The organism is Cyclobacterium sp. 10D3-21 (genome assembly GCF_055809755.1).
The window spans coordinates 2,271,203-2,287,765 of record NZ_CM147924.1 but is presented as its reverse complement, the minus strand read 5'-3'; the positions used below and the strand labels follow the sequence as shown (position 1 = coordinate 2,287,765).

At 41.0% G+C, this 16,563-nt stretch carries 16 protein-coding genes and 1 tRNA gene; 9 read left to right on the top strand and 8 right to left on the bottom strand.

Annotated elements, in window-relative coordinates:
• Positions 1-63 precede the first annotated feature (63 nt).
• Positions 64-136, top strand: a tRNA-Gln gene (locus AC0L7T_RS09350).
• A 482-nt stretch (positions 137-618) separates the two neighbouring features.
• A complete protein-coding gene (locus AC0L7T_RS09345; RefSeq protein WP_473342293.1) occupies positions 619-2,217 on the top strand; it encodes a calcineurin-like phosphoesterase C-terminal domain-containing protein in 1,599 nt (532 codons plus the stop codon).
• A 776-nt stretch (positions 2,218-2,993) separates the two neighbouring features.
• On the opposite strand, the gene AC0L7T_RS09340 is transcribed toward AC0L7T_RS09345, so the two are convergent.
• Positions 2,994-5,162, bottom strand: a complete 2,169-nt coding sequence (locus AC0L7T_RS09340) for a TonB-dependent receptor (RefSeq protein WP_473342292.1) — start codon at positions 5,160-5,162, stop codon at positions 2,994-2,996.
• Between the two features lie 123 nt (positions 5,163-5,285).
• Between AC0L7T_RS09340 and AC0L7T_RS09335 the strand changes: the two genes are divergently transcribed.
• Positions 5,286-5,456: a hypothetical protein gene (locus AC0L7T_RS09335; protein WP_473342291.1), complete on the top strand. Its 171-nt coding sequence runs from the start codon at positions 5,286-5,288 to the stop codon at positions 5,454-5,456.
• 5 nt (positions 5,457-5,461) lie between these two features.
• Here the strand turns inward: AC0L7T_RS09335 and AC0L7T_RS09330 are convergent, their stop codons facing one another.
• From AC0L7T_RS09330 to AC0L7T_RS09315, 4 genes are all read right to left on the bottom strand, one after another.
• Positions 5,462-5,773: a hypothetical protein gene (locus AC0L7T_RS09330; protein WP_473342290.1), complete on the bottom strand. Its 312-nt coding sequence runs from the start codon at positions 5,771-5,773 to the stop codon at positions 5,462-5,464.
• A gap of 318 nt (positions 5,774-6,091) precedes the next feature.
• A complete protein-coding gene (locus tag AC0L7T_RS09325; RefSeq protein ID WP_473342289.1) occupies positions 6,092-7,096 on the bottom strand; it encodes an ABC transporter permease in 1,005 nt (334 codons plus the stop codon).
• A gap of 11 nt (positions 7,097-7,107) precedes the next feature.
• Entirely contained in the window at positions 7,108-8,061 is a 954-nt protein-coding gene (locus AC0L7T_RS09320) for an ABC transporter ATP-binding protein (RefSeq protein ID WP_473342288.1), read from the bottom strand.
• A gap of 7 nt (positions 8,062-8,068) precedes the next feature.
• Complete coding sequence (locus AC0L7T_RS09315; RefSeq protein ID WP_473342287.1) at positions 8,069-8,926, bottom strand: COG1470 family protein; 858 nt, start codon at positions 8,924-8,926, stop codon at positions 8,069-8,071.
• Positions 8,927-9,628: 702 nt separating this feature from the next.
• On the opposite strand from AC0L7T_RS09315, the gene AC0L7T_RS09310 reads away from it, so the two are divergent.
• From AC0L7T_RS09310 to AC0L7T_RS09285, 6 genes are all read left to right on the top strand, one after another.
• Positions 9,629-10,231: a Uma2 family endonuclease gene (locus AC0L7T_RS09310; RefSeq protein ID WP_473342286.1), complete on the top strand. Its 603-nt coding sequence runs from the start codon at positions 9,629-9,631 to the stop codon at positions 10,229-10,231.
• A gap of 158 nt (positions 10,232-10,389) precedes the next feature.
• Positions 10,390-10,992, top strand: a complete 603-nt coding sequence (locus AC0L7T_RS09305) for a Uma2 family endonuclease (RefSeq protein ID WP_473342285.1) — start codon at positions 10,390-10,392, stop codon at positions 10,990-10,992.
• 158 nt (positions 10,993-11,150) lie between these two features.
• Complete coding sequence (locus AC0L7T_RS09300) at positions 11,151-11,753, top strand: Uma2 family endonuclease (RefSeq protein ID WP_473342284.1); 603 nt, start codon at positions 11,151-11,153, stop codon at positions 11,751-11,753.
• Positions 11,754-11,911: 158 nt separating this feature from the next.
• On the top strand, positions 11,912-12,511 hold the full coding sequence (locus tag AC0L7T_RS09295; protein ID WP_473342283.1) for a Uma2 family endonuclease: 600 nt from the start codon (positions 11,912-11,914) through the stop codon (positions 12,509-12,511).
• Between the two features lie 538 nt (positions 12,512-13,049).
• Complete coding sequence (locus AC0L7T_RS09290) at positions 13,050-13,385, top strand: hypothetical protein (RefSeq protein ID WP_473342282.1); 336 nt, start codon at positions 13,050-13,052, stop codon at positions 13,383-13,385.
• A gap of 163 nt (positions 13,386-13,548) precedes the next feature.
• Complete coding sequence (locus tag AC0L7T_RS09285) at positions 13,549-14,787, top strand: DUF6786 family protein (RefSeq protein WP_473342281.1); 1,239 nt, start codon at positions 13,549-13,551, stop codon at positions 14,785-14,787.
• Positions 14,788-15,301: 514 nt separating this feature from the next.
• On the opposite strand, the gene AC0L7T_RS09280 is transcribed toward AC0L7T_RS09285, so the two are convergent.
• The 3 genes from AC0L7T_RS09280 to AC0L7T_RS09270 form a co-directional block, all read right to left on the bottom strand.
• Positions 15,302-15,484, bottom strand: coding sequence for a PIN domain-containing protein (locus AC0L7T_RS09280; RefSeq protein WP_473342280.1), 183 nt, complete (start codon positions 15,482-15,484; stop codon positions 15,302-15,304).
• Positions 15,447-15,677: a PIN domain-containing protein gene (locus AC0L7T_RS09275; RefSeq protein ID WP_473342279.1), complete on the bottom strand. Its 231-nt coding sequence runs from the start codon at positions 15,675-15,677 to the stop codon at positions 15,447-15,449. Before AC0L7T_RS09275 ends, AC0L7T_RS09280 begins: the two co-directional genes overlap by 38 nt.
• 359 nt (positions 15,678-16,036) lie before the next feature.
• Positions 16,037-16,378 carry a T9SS type A sorting domain-containing protein gene (locus AC0L7T_RS09270; protein WP_473342278.1) on the bottom strand — a complete coding sequence of 114 codons (342 nt, stop codon included), beginning with the start codon at positions 16,376-16,378 and terminating at the stop codon, positions 16,037-16,039.
• Positions 16,379-16,563: the final 185 nt, after the last annotated feature.

Below are 16,563 nucleotides of genomic sequence, written 5' to 3'. Positions count from 1 at the left end.
AAAAAAAAAGTCCTGTTACATTTGTGACACTAAAAAAGAGCAAGTCTTTTTTAATCTTATGATTGGCCGATGGTGTAACTGGCAACACGTCTGGTTTTGGTCCAGAAGAGTCCAGGTTCGAGCCCTGGTCGGCCAACAGTCCAAGTCCCAAGTTGATTCATTCAACTTGGGACTTTTTTTTGTCAAAAAAACCAAAAAACATCCCAACATTTTTCTCAGGAATATTAATACTTTTCAATCAGGGGGCGGGGAACCATCACTTTCCCAGGGCTTAAAATACAAAGCTATTGATTTTATTGCTATGTCTTGGAAGAGTTTGCTTGGATTAGGCAACAGGAAAATTAATGCTTAATAAAAAAGCTGTTATTTCCCAGATCTATCAATAAAGTAGTACTAAAAAAGAAATAGACCATTTTTTCATTGCCAAATCTATAGCACCTTCAACATTCACAATTTCATAATGTCAATAAATTTAAAAAAAACAATAGATTTGTAATTACTGTAATCGGCTATCCAATACCGCTTAATTTACACTTATTGATTCCAGAATTAAGCCTTCAATAGCAACCTATTTTTCAATTGTACTTTATTCCCACAATATAAATCCATTTCAAAACCATGTTTTCTATAAAAACTGTACTACGTTCAGGCATTTTGTCTGCCCTAATTTTGATACAACTCTCCAGTTATTCCTCAGCACTTGCCCAGGAAACTGTTACTGGCTATGTATACGAAGACCGCAATACCAATGCGATCAAAGACAGAAATGAAAAAGGAATCAAAGGCGTAGCAGTCACCAATGGCAAAGAAGTTAGTCTGAGCAATGAAGACGGAAGCTATAGCCTACCCGCCAGTGAGGACATGATCGTTTCAGTTATTAAACCTGTAGGCTATGCGGTACCGGTAGACGCCAACAACCAACCCCAATTTTTTTACATCCACAAGCCCAATGGATCACCAGAAACTGGTGAAAAAAGGATTCTTCCCACGGGAAAACTACCCAAATCAGTGGATTTCCCATTGATTGCGCAGGAAGAAGACCCTAATTTCTCGGTACTCTTATTTGGAGATCCTCAGGCAGATGACCTCACCAATGCTGGCTACTTTGAAAAAGCCATAATTTCTGAGCTTATTGGGGGCAAAGGAGCTGCCTTTGGAATAAGCTTAGGTGACCTTGGTGCTAGAAATTTATTTGACAACTATATCCAATCACTTGGGAAAATAGGAATTCCATGGTACAATTTGCTGGGAAACCATGACACCAACAGCTATAAGGAAGACAAACTCTCAGATGAAACCTATGAAGCCAGCTTTGGTCCAACCAATTATGCGCTGAATTATGCCAATGCTCACTTTATCGTATTGGATGATGTAATCACACCCAACCCAACCGGACAAGGCAGCTATATAGGCGGTTTTAGAAATGACATACTGGAATTTGTGAAAAACGATCTTAAACATGTTTCAAAAGACAAGCTTATCGTATTGGCATTTCATATCCCCATTTATGAGTTTGAAAAAGGACCGGATCAATTCAGGGAAGGAGATCGACAAAAACTCTTCAATTTGCTAAAGGGCTATCAATACACCCTCTCCCTTTCGGGGCACACCCATTCCCAAAACCACCATTTCTTCACCACCGAAGAAGGTTGGCCCAACGCAGGTATTCATCACCATTACAACCCTGGAGCCACTTCAGGCGGTATTTATATTGGACCCAAAGACAGCTATGGAACACCTTCGGGCATTATGCGTGATGGTACCCCAAAAGGCTATGCCTTCCTCAATATAACTGACAATACCTACAGCTATGAATACGTTCCTTCCGGAGAAAACGACTGGAAAATGAGTATTCATATGCCCAAAATTGTACCCCAGGCAAAAAAATACAGAGGGGAAATTACCGTAAACTTTTTTCAGGGAAGCCCTAGAGACAGTGTAAAATACAGGGTGGACAAAGGCGAATGGAAAGCTTTGAACCTTGTACCCGAATACGATAAATTTTTGTTGGACATCCTCCATGAATGGGACCATGCTGAAGAACTTCCATGGGGAATAAGACCATCCACTGCTTTAATCTCTTCGCATATATGGAGTGGCAGAATTCCTTCCGATCTCCCTTTAGGAGAACATACCGTGGAAGTGCTGGCCAAGGACTGGCTAGGAAGAACCTATACGGCAAAAAAATCATTTAAAATCGTTTCTGATAATCAGTAGGTAATGGTTAATTATTAATTATTAATTGTTAATTAGGAAGATAGACTACCGGTGCCTGAGCTTGTCGAAGGCAAAGGTGTTTTTACGCAGGAGAAGTAGTGATGGAGTGGGTGGGGTAATATGGTAATTGTTAATTATTAATTTTAAGGAATGGTTTTTTGGGCAGGTTGGTGTGGTGGAGTGAGTTTGTGAACGGGTGATCCAGTGAGCGGTCGAGCGTGGTTGGTTTCAATTCCAGATGGGTGCGATTAAAGGCTTAGTGATCAGTGATCGGGTGATGGGGTGAGCGAGGTGGGCTACCGGCGCCTGAGCTTGTCGAAGGCAAAGGTATTTTGAGCGAGAGGTAGTGAGATACCCGGCTCTTCCTCAGCAATGGATTAGTTTAGGAATGTCATTAAAGGGAAAAGAATTACCATTAGGGTAAAGAATCACGTTGCAATTCCAGATGGGTGCGATTAAAGGCTTAGTGATCAGTGATGGGGTGATGGGGTGAGCGAGGTGGGCTACCGGTGCCTGAGCTTGTCGAAGGCAAAGGTGTTTTTACGAGGGAGAGGTGGTGATGGAGTGAGTGGGGTAATATGGTAATTGTTAATTATTTAATTGTTAAATGTTAATTAGGAAGATAGACTACCGGTGTCTGAGCTTGTCGAATATCCGGTGCCTGAGCTTGTCGAAGGCAAAGTGGTTTTATCGATATTGTTGCCAATAAAGTGCATCAATACTGATAAAACCATTATTTGCTTTCCAATTTCCTATTCGACTTCAATAGGTAAAGTTTATAAACTTAGCTTAAACCCTCCATTAATCACAAAACCATCCACAGGGGCATAAATATCCCTGAACTGAGGATCGCTAATGTTACCTGTGTAAATCGTATCAAACCTGGTCTGCCGGGTATCCAGCATGTTTTCAAAATTCAGGAAAAGGGAAAAATACTTTCCAATTTTCTTTTCGGACATGATTCCCGTGATCCAATAGGATTTCCCGGTACTGCCATCTGAAAGCTTTTGGGGACTGAAATAGTAAGCTTCCAGTCCGATCCAGAAATTCCCATGTTTTTCATACATCAATACATTGTTCAGTCTGTGTTTGGCCACCAATGGGTATTCGCTTTCTTCATTGTTATAATGTTCATTAACATCAGCAAAGGTATAGCCCACGAAAAGTTTAAAATCATGGTAACTCCACTTCATATTGGCTTCCAAACCTTGGGTATTGATATACCCATTGGGCTGTGTGAATGCATACATGCCGTTATTGTTTGACTGCAAAAGCATCGGATCATTGATCTGTGTATAAAACAGTAAGGCATTTGTACTTAGGCTTAAATCACCTGTTACAGGCCATTTGTAATTGACATCCAAATTAATCCCTGTAGAACGTTCTACACTGGTTTCTGAAAAGTCTATAGGGAGAATATTCCGGAAGTGCAGTCTTTCAGTATCTTCGGTAAACTGGGTAGGTGTTTTATAACCCAGTCCCCCTCCTGTCCTGAAGGTAAGTTGCTCACTCGGCTCGAACAGCAATGAAAAGCGGGGAAGCAGATAGGATCCATATTGACTTTGGTAATCGCCTCTCAATCCAGTTTCCAGGGTCCATTGTGCAGCCATGTTCCAGGTATTTTGAACGAAAGCTCCGGTAGTCGTATTGGAAAATCCCAGGTCATTGTCCGGATCGCCTTGTCTTTGATCAAAGTTTTCGGTCCATAGGTTAGCCCCTACAATCCATTCCATCTTTTCGCCGAAAGTGACATAATTCAGTTCTGAAAAGGAGGACACCTGCTTCCCACTAAAGACATAACTGGGTATAGCTATGGATCTATCGAAAAAACTGATACTGTTTTTCAGCTGAATGCGGGAATGGTCGGAAAAGCGATGGGTAGCGTCAAACTGTGTAGACAAGCGATCCGTTTCATTGGATTCAAAATATCCGGACTCCGTTTTGCCGACTACATAATCCATATTGCCTCCCAGCCTATCCTCAGTAGTAAAGTTAAAGCCAAGGTTAATTTCTGTTGCTTCATCCAGGTACCAAAACACCCGAGGGTTGATGGTATACCGTTCAAATTGAGGAATCGCTGTCAGGCCAATATCTGCCGGATCATAGGCTGTTCCTTTATTATAGGAGGCAAATACGGTGGTTCCAATCTTACCGTACCTTTCCGAATAGAAACCACTAAGATCCAAGCCTAGAGCCGAGGTCCCATTCAGCATAAAATTCAGCTCCCGGTCTTCACCAGGGGTTTTAGAAATTAGGTTTACCAAGCCTGCAATGGCTCCTCCACCATAGAGTGTAGAAGAAGCGCCTTTGATTACTTCTACTTGCTTTAGGTCAAGGGGAGCAATCTGCATCAAGCTTAAGCCCCCTGAATAACCGGAATACAATGGAAGGCCATCTCTAAGTAATTGGGTGTACTTCCCATCAAGTCCCTGAATTCTTATGCTTGAGTTATAACTGGTTGCTGAAGTCTGCTGGGTCTGAATTCCGGTGCTTTCGTTCAGTAGCATGCGGATATCACCGGGTTTCATGTTCCCTTTTTCCGCAAGTTCCTCTCCCGCGATAACCTCTACTCTTGTAGGAATATCTTCTATGGTCCTGCTGCTCCTTGTGGATGAGATGACCACCTCTTCCATTTCCTCATGCCCATGTTCCATAAATAGCGTCAGCTCTTTTTGCTGATTGATGGGAAAGGATTTCTCCAATTTTATGGATTCATAACCCAAGTGCGTTATTTGGACTGTGTAAGTACCATTCGGGATTTTATCTATGGAAACTTTTCCTTGAATATCACTGGATGCCCCTTTCTCCAATTGTGGAAAGTAAACGTACACGCCAAATAGGGCTTCGTTCGATTCCTCATCCTTGATCGTAGCGGTAAATGTATTTTGTGCCAAAGTAGTGCCATAAAGGCAAAGCAATAACAGTATGGTGACAATGTGTTTCACGGTAATTAATTAATAGTTAATTGATTGAAAAATTATGGTTCGTAATTAAACCCGAAATATGCAATAGACATTCCTTTTATAGCTTGACATTACTTTCTATGCTGCTCTTAATCGTGAAATTTCATGAATTCCAAAAACCCTGTAAAAGTTTTTTTTTATAGCCAAGGGTGTAAGCCCTTGGGAAAACCACAAGAACAACCTGATTTTGACGGTATTGTTGCTCTTTTTTCTGCAAGAATACCGCCAAAATATTTACTAGTAGATGTCTGGTTTAAATTACCTTTAGGTAGATAGGGTGGTTAAGCCTTTGGCGGCTTGAAAAAGGATTTTACGAGAATAAAAGGCTTGAATTCTGGTCTATTTCCAGAAATGGTGTCATTTACCTCCTGAAAAGATAAAGGAGGAAATTCCACTTCCTGAAGTACAACGCCCGGACAATGGCCACAGGTAAAAAAAGGGGAACATAATCCCGAGCTGGGAAAAGCCCCTTGAACTGGGTCATCCGCACAAGCATGACGAACATCATCCGCGCAGCTTTCCGATGGTGGGCAACAAGGAAGAATGGATAGGCACAGCACTATAGGTGTCATGATGGCTATGAATAACCTCATGATAAAAAAGTGCCTTTTGTTCTTTTGTTCCATTTTTGTAACTCCCAATCGATCGGAAATAAAATTTCCGCATTTGTTAATTTGCTAGGCAAAGTTATGGAATTCTCATACTATTAAAAACCAATCTGGAAACGAATGTTTAGATAAGCACCTAATTGGGTTTTTACTCGTGATAAGACAAAATGAATCAGCTAATCTTAGCCCAGTTCAGGGTTTCAAAATCATCCACTTGGTTGCTGTTTGAAGATTTCATCTTTGCGACACAAAGCTAAAACCTCCAAACAGCATTATTTATATAAAACAGGGAAAAAGAGATGCTTAGGTTCGTATTTCTCTTCTCATAAACAGATAATAAGAAAAGGCAAAGCAAAGTAAGGTGGCTGCTATCAGCCCTGTTAACTGTGGCCAAACAATCAGCAGACTATCTCTGATTGAAAGTGGTGAAGGAATGGCCCCAGCCATTTGTTCCATGGTAACAGGTCCCAAACTCCTAACAGATGGCATTAACAAGGTAGTGGTAGCATCTGCATAGAGTTGACTTGGTGCCAATCGAAGAAAATTCAATATCATTTCATTGAGGTGCATTACTTGCATTTGTGACAATTCACCCGAACCAGAGGTTAGCATGGTAACCACCATATTGACAACAATCTGATAGAATACCGTGAAAAACAACCAGATACCAATTGCTGTAAGTGCAGAAGTTGATGCCTGTTTAAAGACAATGGAAAGTAAAATAGAAAGTCCTAGCCAAAAGCCTACATAAACAGTACAGAGCAGCATAAAACATAGAATTCTTACCAGCTCTTCAACTTCTATCATAACCCCAGTAATGAGCATTCCTCCTCCTATCATCAGTAAAGAAAGTGAGAGCAACAAGGTTCCAACCAGAATAAGGGAGCTGACAAATTTGGACAAAAGCAAATTGTCACGGTAAACGGGCTGAGCCATAATCCGTGTCAATGTACCGTTTTGTTGTTCCGAATTAATGGCATCAAAGCCAAGGCTGATTCCCAATAAGGGGCCTAAAAAATTAAGAAAAACATGAAACGGTGGCAATGTCCCTTCTGTAGTTGTCAGTATTTTAAGGTACAAGAAAAGGCTTTCCATATCTTTGACCTTTGCCACGGTGTCTTTTATATTGTTCATGGCCACGGCAGTGGCCGCCCAAAAGGTAAGCACGATAAGTACCAATAAAATAATAAACCTCCAACTGCGTATATGATCAGCTATCTCCTTTCTCACCAATATCCAAAAGGGGTTTCGCTTATTATCATCGCGCATAGAAGCATTCTTATCCAACGCATTTATGATTCCTTTCATTGATTTATAGTCTACTTTATATTGTTTTCAAAATACTTTTGATAAATATCCTCTAGTCCATATTCTTTCTTTTGGACCCCTGTGATAGGATATCCTTTTTCCACCAAAAACCGGACAATATCAGGTGTAACATCCTCATCCCCTGAGATCCATGCATCATGAGTCTTTACTGAAATTTCCTTAATTGAGGGAAACTGTAGTAATTCCGGTTCATGTTTCCATGGCAGGTCAATTGGATTTTTAAAAGTTACATTTAACTCAAATGACTTTCCAGAAAAAAGGCGGTTAGAAAGCGAAGCGATATCCCCTTCGATCAGGAGTTCACCTTTCACAAAAATCCCAACCCTATCACAAACCTGCTGCACTTGATGAAGGTGATGGGATGAAAGCAATACTGTAAGTCCTTTTTCCCTACTTAACCGTAAAATAAGAGACAAAAACTCCTTAACCCCACTCGGGTCAATACCTAAAGTAGGTTCGTCCAATACCACAACCTGAGGTTTTTTGATAAGCACTTCTGCCAAACCTAAGCGTTGCTTCATTCCTCTTGAATAGGCTGCTGTTTTTTTATGAATGGCCTCTTCTGGCAAGCCGACCAGATCCATTACGGCTATGGCGTCTTTTTCGACTTCACTGCGTGGAATCCCATTCAATTCCCCGATATACATCAGGTTTTCCAAGGCAGACATATTATCGTAAAACCCAACATTGTCTGGCATATAGCCCACGACTTTTTTTACAGCTATGGGATCATTGGTGGAATTAACCCCACAAACATGAGCCGTTCCAGCACTGGGCTCAGTAAGCCCCATCATCATCAGAATAGTGGTCGTCTTTCCTGCCCCATTTGGGCCCAACAGGCCAAATATTTCGCCTTTATTTATGGTGAGATCCAATTCATTAACCGCAGTGAAAGTGCCATATTTTTTAGTAAGGCCTTTCAACGCTATTACCTGCTTATCCATGACCTTTTTATCTTCTTCCGAACTTTCGAATCAGTACATAAACAAATCCTACGGCGATCAATATTATCAAAATACCGATACCTCCAGACAATAGGGATGTTTTTACTGTCACCCGATAGGTTGCCGTACTTGTGCTTTCTGAATTTTTGGCAGTGAACTTACTTACATAATCTCCTGCCAAAGTTTTATTAGGAACTGATAAAGTAGCAATCACATCTGCACTTTTTCCAGGCTCAAGCTCTTCCAATTCGGAGGGAGAAAAGCTTACCTCCCATTTTGATGGAGTATTTGCAGTAAGTGATATTTCATTTAAAGGAAGTGAACCTCTATTGATAACTTTTAAGTGGATTTCAGTATTTTTTCCTTCCGTAATTTCACCACTTAAACGGCCTGAAGGGGTAGTAAGCTCTAAATCATAGGCGCCTTCTACAACTGCCTCAAGCTCCAGTTCCATCGAATCTTTTCCGGATTTTGCGAATACAGGGAAGCTATACTTTTTGGGAGCTGCATCATGGGCAGGCTTCACCTCAACATTGAGACTTTCCGATTTACCAGGTTCCAAATTAATAGAGGTGACTTGGCTTCCTCTGGCCTTAAATACCAGCCTCCAGCCTTTCGGTGCTTCTGCGTTGAGTTCATAAACCTGTACCTTGTCAGAGTTGTTTTGTAGGGTTGTCTGAAAACGAAAGGTCTCATTAACCGGGGCTTCTATATTGAATAGGCGTGCAGTAAACGAGGATTCAGAATTTAATTCTTGTGCTGAAACCGCAATTGGAATAAGGTGGAACAAAAGGACTAATAACAATGGGAAAAACCAATCCTTGCCCCTTCTGAGGCCTTTTTTTTGTAAATAATCGGCTGACATAATAATAAATAAGTGAAGTTTATAAATTAAATTAATAAAGTAAAATCTCTGTCTATTTATCGTATGATAGCTATCCTGATAGCGGTTTCAATTATAAAAATGAAGAAAAAAAAATACAAGTAATTAACTTTTTTTAACAAATAGCTACTGGGACTGGTGGGGAGGATAATTGTTAATTGTTAATTGTTAATTGTTAATTGTTAATTGTTAATTGTTAATTGTTAATTGTTAATTGTTAATTGTTAATTGTTAATTGTTAATTGTTAATTGTTAATTGTTAATTGTTTTTTTAGGTATATACTTCAAGAATCTATTACCGGCGTCTGAGACTTTTGGACTTCCGTATCAGTGCCTGAGCCTGTCGATACCCGGTGCCTGAGCCTGTCGATACCCGGTGCCTGAGCCTGTCGATACCCGGTGCCTGAGCCTGTCGATACCCGGTGCCTGAGCCTGTCGAAGGCAAAGGGATATTTGAGCGAGAATCCCCTTGTTTATTCGCTTTGATACTAGGGCCAGGCCTGCCAGGAAACAATAATAATTACGCGGCAAAAACCTATAGACGCCTGGAAATAAACATCTGTTTTATAGATGGTTACAAGATTTCATTTTTTAAAATTACTTGCAATTTTCAACTTTATCTACTAGCAGAATTGACCAAATCTTTTTATCTTTAAAGGTAACTCCTGATTCCTAGCGCAAAAGATGGAAAAACCAAAAGATAAAGTCAAAGAACCCTTTTCTCCATATGGAAGCTATTCCTATGCAGACTACCTGTCTTGGCAATTGGATGAGATGGTGGAATTGATTCGGGGAAAAGTATTCAGGCAGGCGGCAGCAGCTCCTCGTAGAATCCATGAAGAGCTTACGGTAGCCTTGGTAACGAGAATTCATGGATTTTTAAAAGGAGGAAGCTGTAAGGTATATACCGCCCCATTTGATGTGCGCCTTCCGGTATCTTCCAGAAAGCACAAGGATATCGATACCGTAGTGCAGCCAGACCTATGTGTAGTCTGCGATCGGGAAAAACTGGATGAACTGGGCTGTGTGGGTGCCCCCGACTTGGTCATAGAAATTCTCTCGCCAGGAAATAATAAAAAAGAACTGCAACTGAAATACGAGGTATACGAGTCCTCTGGAGTCAAAGAGTATTGGGTGATCCACCCTGATGAGCGTACCTTGTTGATCTATACCTTGGAAGGAGGGAAATACCGCTCCTCCCGGTTGTACACCATGGGAGACCGTGTGAATTCTCAGGCACTTACTGGATTAGAGTTGGATTTGGATGAGGTATTTGAGGAATTGTAAGTTCAAACGATAACAATTAGATCTCTTTATAACTGAGGAATATAAATAAGAACTATATAATTGTTATTTGAGGATTACATACAATTCCCAACTTTATCTACCGGCGAATTCGTTCAATTATTGTTATGTTTATTAAGCAACTTCGATTTGTGTGAAAGATGGAAAAGTCAAAAGATAAAGTCAAAGAGCCCTTTTCTGCATATGGAAGCTATTCCTATGCAGACTACCTCTCTTGGCAATTGGATGAGATGGTGGAATTGATTCGGGGAAAAGTATTCAGGCAGGCGGCAGCAGCTCCTCGTAGAATCCATGAAGAGCTTACGGTAGCCTTGGTAACGAGAATTCATGGATTTTTAAAAGGAGGAAGCTGTAAGGTATATACCGCCCCATTTGATGTGCGCCTTCCGGTATCTTCCAGAAAGCACAAGGATATCGATACCGTAGTGCAGCCAGACCTATGTGTAGTCTGCGATCGGGAAAAACTGGATGAACTGGGCTGTGTGGGTGCCCCCGACTTGGTCATAGAAATTCTCTCGCCAGGAAATAATAAAAAAGAACTGCAATTGAAATACGAGGTATACGAGTCCTCTGGAGTCAAAGAGTATTGGGTGATCCACCCTGATGAGCGTACCTTGTTGATCTATACCTTGGAAGGAGGGAAATACCGCTCCTCCCGGTTGTACACCATGGGAGACCGTGTGAATTCTCAGGCACTTACTGGATTAGAGTTGGATTTGGATGAGGTATTTGAGGAATTGTAAGTTCAAACGATAACAATTAGATCTCTTTATAACTGAGGAATATAAATAAGAACTATATAATTGTTATTTGAGGATTACATACAATTCCCAACTTTATCTACCGGCGAATTCGTTCAATTATTGTTATGTTTATTAAGCAACTTCGATTTGTGTGAAAGATGGAAAAGTCAAAAGATAAAGTCAAAGAGCCCTTTTCTGCATATGGAAGCTATTCCTATGCAGATTATCTTTCTTGGCAACTGGATGAGATGGTGGAGCTGATCCGCGGAAAAGTATTCAGGCAGGCGGCTGCAGCGCCTAGAAGGATACACCAAGAGGTTTCTATGGCGCTTTCAAATACGCTTTATCAATTTTTAAAAGGGAAAACCTGCAAAGTATATGTAGCCCCATTTGACGTGCGGCTTCCGGTTTCTTCCAGAAAACATAAGGACATCGACACCGTGGTTCAACCAGATCTCTGCGTGGTCTGCGATCCGGAAAAACTGGACGAACTGGGCTGTATAGGTGCCCCGGACTTGGTTGTAGAAATTCTATCTCCCGGAAACAATAAAAAAGAACTGCAACTGAAATATGAAGTGTACGAGTCCTCCGGAGTCAAGGAGTATTGGATCATTCATCCAGACGAGCGCACCTTGTTAATCTATACCCTGGAAGGAGCAAAATACCGCCCCTCTCGACTATTTACTTTGGGAGATCGAGTAATGTCTAAGGCTCTCTCTGGTTTTGAGCTGGATTTGGATGAGGTGTTTCGGGAATTGTAAGTTCAAACGATAACAATAAGATCTCTTTATCTGAAGAATAAGAACTATATAATCGTTAATTTGTTAATTGACAATTACAAACATTTCCCAAGATTTTCTATTGGCGAATTCGGTCAAATAATGTTATCTTTATTAGGCCTCTAGGATTTGCGTGAAAGATGGAAAAGTCAAAAGATAAAGTCAAAGAACCCTTTACCGCATATGGGAGTTATACCTATGAAGACTACCTCTCCTGGCAGCTGGATGAGATGGTGGAATTGATTAATGGAAGAGTGTTTCGACAGGCAGCGGCACCCAGGCTTATTCACCAACGAATCTCAGGGAAAATTTTTCACCTTTTCTATAATTTTCTCCAAGGAAAAAAATGCGAAATATTTTCTGCCCCATTTGATGTTCGTTTACCAGTTTCCTCAAAAGACCTTGACAAAATAGATACCGTAGTGCAACCGGACCTCTGTGTGGTCTGCGATCCGGAAAAACTGGACGAGTTGGGTTGTATAGGTGCCCCTGACCTGGTTGTAGAAATACTCTCGCCAGGAAATAATAAAAAAGAACTGCAACTGAAATACGAGGTATACGAGGCCTCCGGAGTGAAGGAATATTGGGTGATCCACCCTGACGAGCGTACCTTGTTGATCTATACCTTGGAAGGAGGTAAATACCGCTCCTCCCGGTTGTACACCATGGGAGACCGTGTGAATTCTCAGGCTCTCTCTGGTTTTGAGCTGGATTTGGATGAGGGGTTTGGAGAATTGTAAGTATACGTTATTCACTTAATTTACCTGATTATTACTTATCCTGAAAGAATTAAAAGGGAGGCTTGCTACCACCTTTTTATTTACTTTTCTGTATTTACCCAATTAGGATTCCCAATGCTTATTTGGGTTGGTTTAGCTTGTTATTTTTTAGCTACAGGCTTGCCCTGAATTTTGTCAGTGGTAAAAAAAGTAACCAACCTATCCTAATACTTCAGGGAAAATCCCGCCACTGAACATCTTTTGGCTAAAACCCGGATGCCTCCCGCGCATAGGCAAACTCCTCAGGATCTAATGTGATTTCGTAAGGATAAGAATTCAATTGAGACCCTTCGTCAATCATGCCTCTGCTTTTGCCACCGCATTGCTAGGATTTCTTAGCGCCAGAAGCTGAAAGGCGGGTAGTAACTAATTTACATAATCTGCATTATACTATGGAAAAATATTAAACATCAAACTTCTAATTTATTTATAGCCAAAACTTTACAATTTGAAATGTATCACCTAGATTTGTATTAGTTACCAACTAAACGAAATAAAAATGCTGAAAAAATTAACTTTGGATAGGTTGAATTTACAAGTATGGGCATTAGGAACATCTCTTTTAGATATTTCTAACAAGTGTGGTGTAGAAGAGAAGAAACTAACTGCTTTTTTTAATTGTGAAAATTCGCTGAACAAATCAGAAGAAGAATCCGTTAGAGCTGAATTAGTGCGAAAAGGATGGATGGTCTTTATGGATGCAGCTCAATTAAAAACATCTGAAGATCTTATAATAGATCTTCCTATGATGCCTTCGGATATTGTTAGACTAAAAAACACTGAACCAAGTGGGTATTTCCAATGGGGAAATAAAACCTTTATAAGGTTATATTGATGGGTATTTTTAAAACATACTGAGTTATTCAGTAAAGTCTGGATTGATTTTAATGGTTCTACACCTCTTCCAAAAAAAGTCAACACAGGCTATGCGGAACTCTATTGGATAATCCCAGTTTAATGCTATTATTGTGGTTAAAACACTCAAGAATTAACCCAAAATGAACAAATACATCCTTATTTTTGTCCTTCTCAGCAATTTATCCTTTACTATTTCCTGCTCAGAGCGCCAAAAAGACAATCAGGTCACGGAGCACAGTCCAAATAATTTTTTGCAGGACAAAAAATTTTTAGAAATATTTGATCCTAATCTTGTAGAGCTAAGCACCGAAGACAACCAAGCAAAAATCCTGGTATCCCCTAAGTACCAGGGTAAAGTTTTCACCTCTACCGCAGCAGGTGAAAATGGAGAAAGCTTTGGCTGGATAAACTATAAAGCATTTGAAGGCCCTTTAGACAAACACATGAATGCCTATGGAGGAGAAAGTCGCCTATGGCTTGGACCAGAAGGAAACAAGTACTCCCTATATTTTGAACCGGGAAAAAATATGGTGTTTGAAAACTGGCACACCCCAGCAGCCATTGACCATGAACCTTGGGAAAAAGTCAAGGCTAGCCCGAGGGAAATAGCCATGACCAAATCAACATCCATTACCAACTATCAAGGAACTGAGTTTAAGTTACAGCTTCAACGTACCGTTGCACTTCTGGAAAAGGAGGAAATCTTAAAAAACACGGCTTTGACAGCCGATGTTTCTGCCATCAAAATGATAGGCTATACCACCATCAATTCCATTCAAAACACCGGCGATTTCCCATGGACCCCAGAAACCGGAGCCCCCTGCCTTTGGGTTTTGGACATGTTTAGGCCTAGCGCAGAAACCACCATTGTATTACCTCTCAAGCCAAATGACAGCAAAGAAGGACTTACCACCAACTATTTCGGTGAAATTCCTGAGGAAAGAATTGCCATCACAGATAAATACCTATTCCTAAAGGCCGATGGCTTAAGCAGAGGCAAAGTGGGCGTATCTCCTGAAAGAGGCCTTCCTATGGCCGCCAGCTATGACCATCTCAACAAATTATTGACCATCACTACCTTCAATATTTCGTCTGAAATGCCCTACCTTAATCAGGAGTGGAACACCGAAGCTGATCCTTTTAAAGGGGATGCTGTCAATGCTTATAATGATGGCCCCTTGGAAGATGGTAGCCAAATGGGTCCCTTTTACGAATTAGAGAGTGTATCTCCCGGAGCATTTCTTTCTCCCGGCCAAACCATGGAGCATTTCCACAATGTATACCACTTTACCGGAAAGGAAGAAGCTTTAAATGAAATTACCCGCCAATTATTGGGGATTACTATTGGAGAGATAAATGAGGTTTTTTATAATGATTAATTGTTAATTGTTAATTGTTTTTTTAAGGTACAGACTTCAATAATCCATTATCGGTGTTTGAAATGGTTGGACTTCCCTACCGGTACCTGAGCTTGTCGAAGGCAAAGGTGTTTTTAAGTAGGATGAAATGAAAAATCTTATCGCTTTTTCATTGCAAATGGAATAGAAAATGAAAATGTCCTGAAATTCATAATGAGAACTGAAGAAGCCTAGAGGGCTTCACCAACAATAACCACGGGTAAAAACCCGTGGACAGTGGAAACTAAGCAACTGATTTTGGTGGTATTGTTGCTTTTTATCTGCAACAATACTGACAAAATCTGAAGTTATGTTAGCTATCGAATGACACTTTTTGCCAATGCCTTAGAATCCGAGTTAAATCTATTATGTTTCCCTTTATAAAGCGAAGGTTTACTATTCACTGTGGAAAATGGAGGTTAATGTAAATTTCAGCTTCTATCCCTGATTACCTTCAGGTTGACCGTATTCACAACCCAATCTGCATCTTGAAGCCTCAACCCCTTGACGAGTTTTTTGTCACCGCCCAAATAGAGGCTCCCAAAGCCAGGCTCAAAGCAACAAACGGCGTATCAAACTCATCTATTGGAGTGGTCATTTTGATTGCCGCCTTCCAGAAGGGATCGCTTACCAATTCCAGTTCAATAAACTGATTTTTTTTTAAGACCACTCTTTTCATAAAAGAAAGTTCTTATTCCGAAAAGTCTGATAATTTTCAAAAGTTTCTGATGGTGGTGCCCTAGTTCTTTCAGTAGAAAGGTTGGCGTGTAAAAATCAAAAATTCCAGTGGAATTTAGCAAAATATCACTGATTGCCCCGTTGGGGGTCAACAGCGCACTAAAGACAATATTGGTGTCGACAACAACATTCACTTGATGACCCTGTCTTTATTTTTGTCCCACCAAGCTGATTTTGATCGAGTTGCTAGCGAATCGATTTGTTTTTGGCTGGCTTTACTTTTTGAAGCGATCTCCCGAAATTTGATGTAATCTAGGATGCGTTGAAGTCCCACTAGATCAGTTTCTGACGGAACCCTGAAAACAATCTCGCTATTTGTTATTTCTATTCGCATAGTCAAATATACTCAAAAAGATGCGATTAGGTTAACCTATTGCATCGAAAACCGGAAAAGACCGTGCTCGTGTGTTGGATATCCATCAAACAAACAAAAAAATCTCCCCAACCATCGGCTGGGGAGCAATTCTTTATCCGTTACCTAGTCGACCCTAAGCTATCGGGTTACGGTGCCATTGCGGTGGTCAAGGTGGACGACGTATACGCCCGGGCTGAGGTGGCTGATGTCCACTTCATGGCGGTTGCCCTCCGGCACATTCTCCACGCAAAGTCGTTCGGCTCCCACGATATCAAATACCCTGATGCGGTGGGGCGGGCTGTTAAAACTGTACTCCTGGTAATCCCTGGCCCCCTCGTTCTCAGCGGCCAACACAGCTTTGGCTTCCGTATCAAGAGGTGTTTCGGTCAGTTCGATAGTGACCCGGTTGCTTGCGGGGTTTGGATTGATGCCTACTGAGTAGTAGAAACAATCGGATACGCTAAAATTGGCGTAACTCATTGCTCCCTGACCGCAGAAGTTGACTGCTCTTACGGCTACCGTCTGATTCATCCCAAACCCAGCCCCAGTCTGGAACCAGCAGGCAAGCACTTCGTTTTTGTTTCCAGCCGTAAAGCACGAGGCACCGGAAGGCGGAGTCCAGACATAGTTGGTAATATCAGCTTCCCCGTTGCCAGGTTGATTGT